This is a genomic window from Synechococcales cyanobacterium T60_A2020_003, assembly GCA_015272205.1.
Taxonomy (GTDB): domain Bacteria; phylum Cyanobacteriota; class Cyanobacteriia; order RECH01; family RECH01; genus JACYMB01.
In genome coordinates, this window is the sequence record JACYMB010000151.1 from 1 (window position 1) to 4,359 (window position 4,359).

5 protein-coding genes are annotated in these 4,359 nt (G+C 50.0%); 3 read left to right on the top strand and 2 right to left on the bottom strand.

Annotation, left to right across the window (positions count from 1 at the left end; genetic code table 11):
* A partial coding sequence (locus IGR76_08130) for a LysR family transcriptional regulator (protein MBF2078474.1) occupies nucleotides 1-911 on the bottom strand: 911 nt, incomplete at its 3' end.
* 386 nt (nucleotides 912-1,297) lie between these two features.
* On the opposite strand from IGR76_08130, the gene IGR76_08135 reads away from it, so the two are divergent.
* Nucleotides 1,298-1,609 (top strand): hypothetical protein, encoded by a 312-nt coding sequence (locus IGR76_08135; protein MBF2078475.1) that lies wholly within the window; start codon nucleotides 1,298-1,300, stop codon nucleotides 1,607-1,609.
* Between the two features lie 152 nt (nucleotides 1,610-1,761).
* Here the strand turns inward: IGR76_08135 and IGR76_08140 are convergent, their stop codons facing one another.
* Nucleotides 1,762-2,388 (bottom strand): transglutaminase family protein, encoded by a 627-nt coding sequence (locus IGR76_08140; protein ID MBF2078476.1) that lies wholly within the window; start codon nucleotides 2,386-2,388, stop codon nucleotides 1,762-1,764.
* A gap of 206 nt (nucleotides 2,389-2,594) precedes the next feature.
* Here IGR76_08140 and IGR76_08145 point away from each other — a divergent pair, with 206 nt between their 5' ends.
* Both IGR76_08145 and IGR76_08150 read left to right on the top strand, forming a co-directional pair.
* Complete coding sequence (locus tag IGR76_08145; protein ID MBF2078477.1) at nucleotides 2,595-3,395, top strand: hypothetical protein; 801 nt, start codon at nucleotides 2,595-2,597, stop codon at nucleotides 3,393-3,395.
* A gap of 365 nt (nucleotides 3,396-3,760) precedes the next feature.
* Nucleotides 3,761-4,359, top strand: a 599-nt coding sequence (locus IGR76_08150; protein MBF2078478.1) for a pyruvate kinase, incomplete at its 3' end; no start/stop codon positions are given.

Genomic DNA, 4,359 nt, shown 5'->3' on the forward strand with positions numbered 1-4,359 from the left:
GCCCATTTCAGAGGCTCTAGCTTCGTCGTTTGTAACGCATCCAGGAACGCATAGACCGCTGGTGTATGCATCGCTTCGACTAACGTAACGACGCCAATAGTGCGTTCTAGCGGGATCGGAGGACGACACACCTGGACGTGAGGCGGAATCGGCTGAGCCGCTAGTCTGGCAATGACCGCTGCTCCCAAATCCTGCCCCACCATACTCACAATGGTGGAGTCCTCGCGTACTTCGAAGGCCACATTTAGGGTTTGATTATGCTTGGCAAACTCACGCCGCAGGAGGATTCGACACCCATCTTCCGCAGGGGTCACGATAAGCGGATAGCGTTTCAACTCGTCCCAGGTAATGGGATCGTGAAACCCCTTAGCCGAGGGAGGTAAAAGCACAATATAGTCATCTCGAAACAGTTCCCAGGCGTCGAAGTCGCTGGAGGCAGGTAAGTAGGTAAAGCCAATGTCCGCCAATCCATGACGAAGCTGTTGCTCGACGATATCTAGGGTTTGGTGCTCTGTGATAGTGATGGCGATCGCCGGAAAGGCATGACGAAATTTGGCAATCACAGCAGGAAGAATGTGAGTCGATACACTCCGAAACGATGCGATCCGCACCTGGCCACCTTCCAGTCCCTTAGCGGCTTCAGCGGTATGCCCAATCTTGTCGATCGACTGCATAATGTCTTGGGCGTGGCTCAAAATCGATTGTCCAACAGGGGTAAGGGTTGCACCGTGGCGACCGCGTGCCACCAAAATCACACCCAACTCTTCTTCTAAACTGGCGATCGCATGACTAATGGCAGACTGCGACACATTCAAACTCAGCGCTGCTTCAGTGAAGTTTCCGCACTCAGCAACTGCCACAAATGAACGTAATTGGGATAGCTTAATTCGCTCGAGGTAGCCTTCTTTCATGCGTAGGCATCCTGATTAAGGGTACGAAGGCCGATCCAGCGATGGACTGCACCTTCTAGGCAGACAGGTTTCATGATGACATCCCACCCCATCGTTTGTCGTATTCAGGCTAGCCAGAAATATGCACTCCTCTGCGTCCCCCTGAAGCATGAATAGTATTCATGGTGATCATGACTGTTACATTTTGAAACTTTGAAAGCCAAAGCCTAGATTGAAGGTGTGGGGAGCCATACGCTACCGCATTGCAAAGGTTTTAGCGGTGCTGTGCTGACTTTGTTGGTCAGATTGTGGCGATGGTTCCGCTTGATCCCCCTAGGCACGAATTTGTTTTCACGACGAGAGTAGGCAGATTCGTATCTCTCACTCAGCAAAAAGGAGGTTTCATCATGAAAACTACAGCGTTTTGGATTCATCATCTCCTACGCTTTGACGGATTAGACGCCGAGGTTCCCATTACTTCAGTTAACTTAAGGTCTGCATGGCGTGCTTTGAGCCAGCGATTCTCGCGATGGATGTTTGATGGCGACGAACCCAAAGTCTGGAAAAAGATCAATCATTCGGGCGTGACCATTTGGCATGTCTACGACCCGGTGTCTAATGTGCATGCAACCTTTGACAGTGAGTCCGAAATTCGGATCTGGCTTGAGAAACGGTACAACGAGCCAACCAAAGAGTTCGAGTTTGCAGTTCAACGCTAGGGGATCGTAGAGAAGCCCATCGGGATGGAATGTTTGTAGTGCAGCATTTCACCGATATAGACCAGGGTATGGGTCAGCGTATTTGGCGGTAACCTCTGGGAGCGGGTGTAATCCTTTCGGGTGCACCTGCTTATTTTCCCCAGGTCGCACGGCTACAGTACAGGCCAGCGCTGTGCCACTAGACCGTACGTTTGAGCAGATTCCAATGAAATATCTGGAAGACGATGAAGCATGACATCCCACGTTCCTTGGAAGTGCAGCGCTTCGACAACAATCGGAAGCGGATCGGACAGAATAGCTGGAAAGTCAGCTTCTTCAGGGTGTTGAATCCCATAGGCCAACTGTTCGTGAGGGGGATCGAACTGAGCATTAATTCCGGGTTTGTTGCCCCTAGCGTCAACCCGATACCAGCCAAGACGAGGCAAATAAACAGCATTAAAACCGTGCAGACAGAAAAGCGCACCTTTGTCGTCAATACTCAGGCGCTGATAGCAAAATCCGGAGGAAATCTGGTTTGCCCGTAGCAAGGCTACCAACAAATGGCTTTTAGCAAAACAATAGCCAGTTTTGTGTTTGAGGACATCCGACGCACGGCAGGTTAACAGGTTCATTTGATAGTCAACACTGTGACAGATTTCATCCCGCACCCACTCAAAACACGCTTTGGCGATCGCCATTGGCGTTTCATAGCCCGATGCGATTTGAATAGCACATTCCATCACGTCGGGATGCTGCCAATCGATGACGTCACTCACCTTTAAGTATTCGTTCGTCTTCATTGGATTTTCAGTTCCATTCGCTCAGTTCATCCAGACGAGGGATATTGCTCACAACTAGGATGACGCTGAATGTCAACATTCACTGTGCAACTTTTTCAAATGGTTAGGAACTATCATCAGCCAGTATTCGTCTTCGGCTTTTAAAGGCATGCTGTAAAGTTAAGCCTTAACGTATCTCTATCCGTGTTTGGAGGGACTTTGCGCTTATGTCGTCACCTGTGCAAGCATCATTCATCCGTCGGTTCAGTGCTGGACTTGCCCTTGCTACCTTTACGGTAACGAGTGCTGGCATCGGACAAGCGATCGCCAATCCACTGCCCAACGAACTCCTCAATCTTGTGGATCTCTTCACCGACTCCGCCTCCACGGACGTTGAATCCCCCACGACGACCGAATCGACTAGCACCCCCAGCACCACAACTACAACGACGACCGATCCCCAAGCTGCTCCACCCATTGACGATACTTCCCCCCGCTTCGGGTGCCAAGTTATGAACGGGGATTACACCGTTGCTTACTACCCACCCAGTCAGCCCAATCAGGCCTATGCTTGGGCTACTCCCACCGAACTGGGGGGAGGATGGACGCCCCAAGCCCGCTGCAATGAAATTAGCCGTCGCCTAGAGTCCTACCGTCCTGATGGGCTATTGGAACTGAAAACGGGGGTTGAAAATGGCTATGACACCATTTGCGTCACCACCCAGGCCAATTCCTCCTGTCGGATTGTGCTAACCGTGCCTCCCGGTCAGGATCCCCAACTCACGCGCGATCGCGTTTTCGAGAATTTGGCGGTTGCTGATAATGGGATGCAGACGGATGCAGTTACCACGTTTACTGATTCCCAGCAAAATGCCATTGTGGACGAGCTTGGTAATCTTTTAAATGTAGACTTATCGGATATTCCAGGAGTCACTACCAGCACCCCCCGTCGCTCTAGAGATGCCATCGACCTTCGCCCCTTCCTCGATCCAGAAGATGGCGGTACCGGACGGATGTTGAATAACTGATTGCGACGGAAGACGATTACAGAAGGGCGATCGCCCTTTCTGCGTTGGTTTTCCTTGTTCCAGAAACCTCCAATCTAAACCTTTAATCTAGTGGTTTGTTCCCCCTGTCTAAGCTTGGACAGGGATTTTTATGGCAAATGCTACAGCCAAACGTGATAGTATCCAATGTGCTGATTTTAAAAATCTAGATATATTCAGCTCTATATTGATGTGTTTATTAGCTCTTCATAAGTTAACGTTTAAATTTATCTCTTAACTATTTGTTCAGCTTATTTAATTGACGAACCCAGTCTCTACCCGGTATTAAAGGACAAGATTTACTACGTCCTTACCATCCAAACGTCCTATTCCCCGCGAAACGATTCATGCAACTGCATCACTCTGTCTGTCGAACAAAAATTGTTGCAACGATTGGCCCCGCTTCCAGCAAGCCTGAAGTGCTTCGCGACTTGATCCAAGCTGGTGCTACAACGCTACGGCTCAACTTCTCCCACGGTACCCACGAAGATCATCAGCGCAGTATTCGGATGATTCGCCAGGTGTCCTTTGAATTGAACCAGCCTGTAGGGATTTTGCAAGATTTACAGGGACCCAAAATTCGCCTCGGAACGTTCGAAAACGGAGCGATTGAGTTGAAAAAGGGCGATCCATTTACCCTAACCAGTCATATTAGGCCTGGGACACAAACGATTAGTTCGGTCACCTACGAACCCCTCGCAGACGAAGTACCGGAAGGTGCAGTCATTCTGCTGGATGATGGTCGGGTGGAAATGGTCGTAGAAGAGGTTGATCGTGCTAAGCGTGAGTTGCACTGTCGTGTGGTGGTGGGTGGCAAATTGTCGAACAACAAGAGCGTCAATTTTCCAGCCGTGTATCTATCCATCAAAGCGATGACAAATAAGGATCGCCGGGGTTTAATGTGTGGTACAGATCAAGCCGTGACGTGGGTCGCCCTCAGGTTTGT

Bases quoted from the DNA above. Each gene is read 5' to 3' on its own strand.
- IGR76_08140 (MBF2078476.1), bottom strand. From the start codon at position 2,388: ATGAAGACGAACGAATACTTAAAGGTGAGTGACGTCATCGATTGGCAG.
- IGR76_08145 (MBF2078477.1), top strand. From the start codon at position 2,595: ATGTCGTCACCTGTGCAAGCATCATTCATCCGTCGGTTCAGTGCTGGA.
- IGR76_08135 (MBF2078475.1), top strand. From the start codon at position 1,298: ATGAAAACTACAGCGTTTTGGATTCATCATCTCCTACGCTTTGACGGA.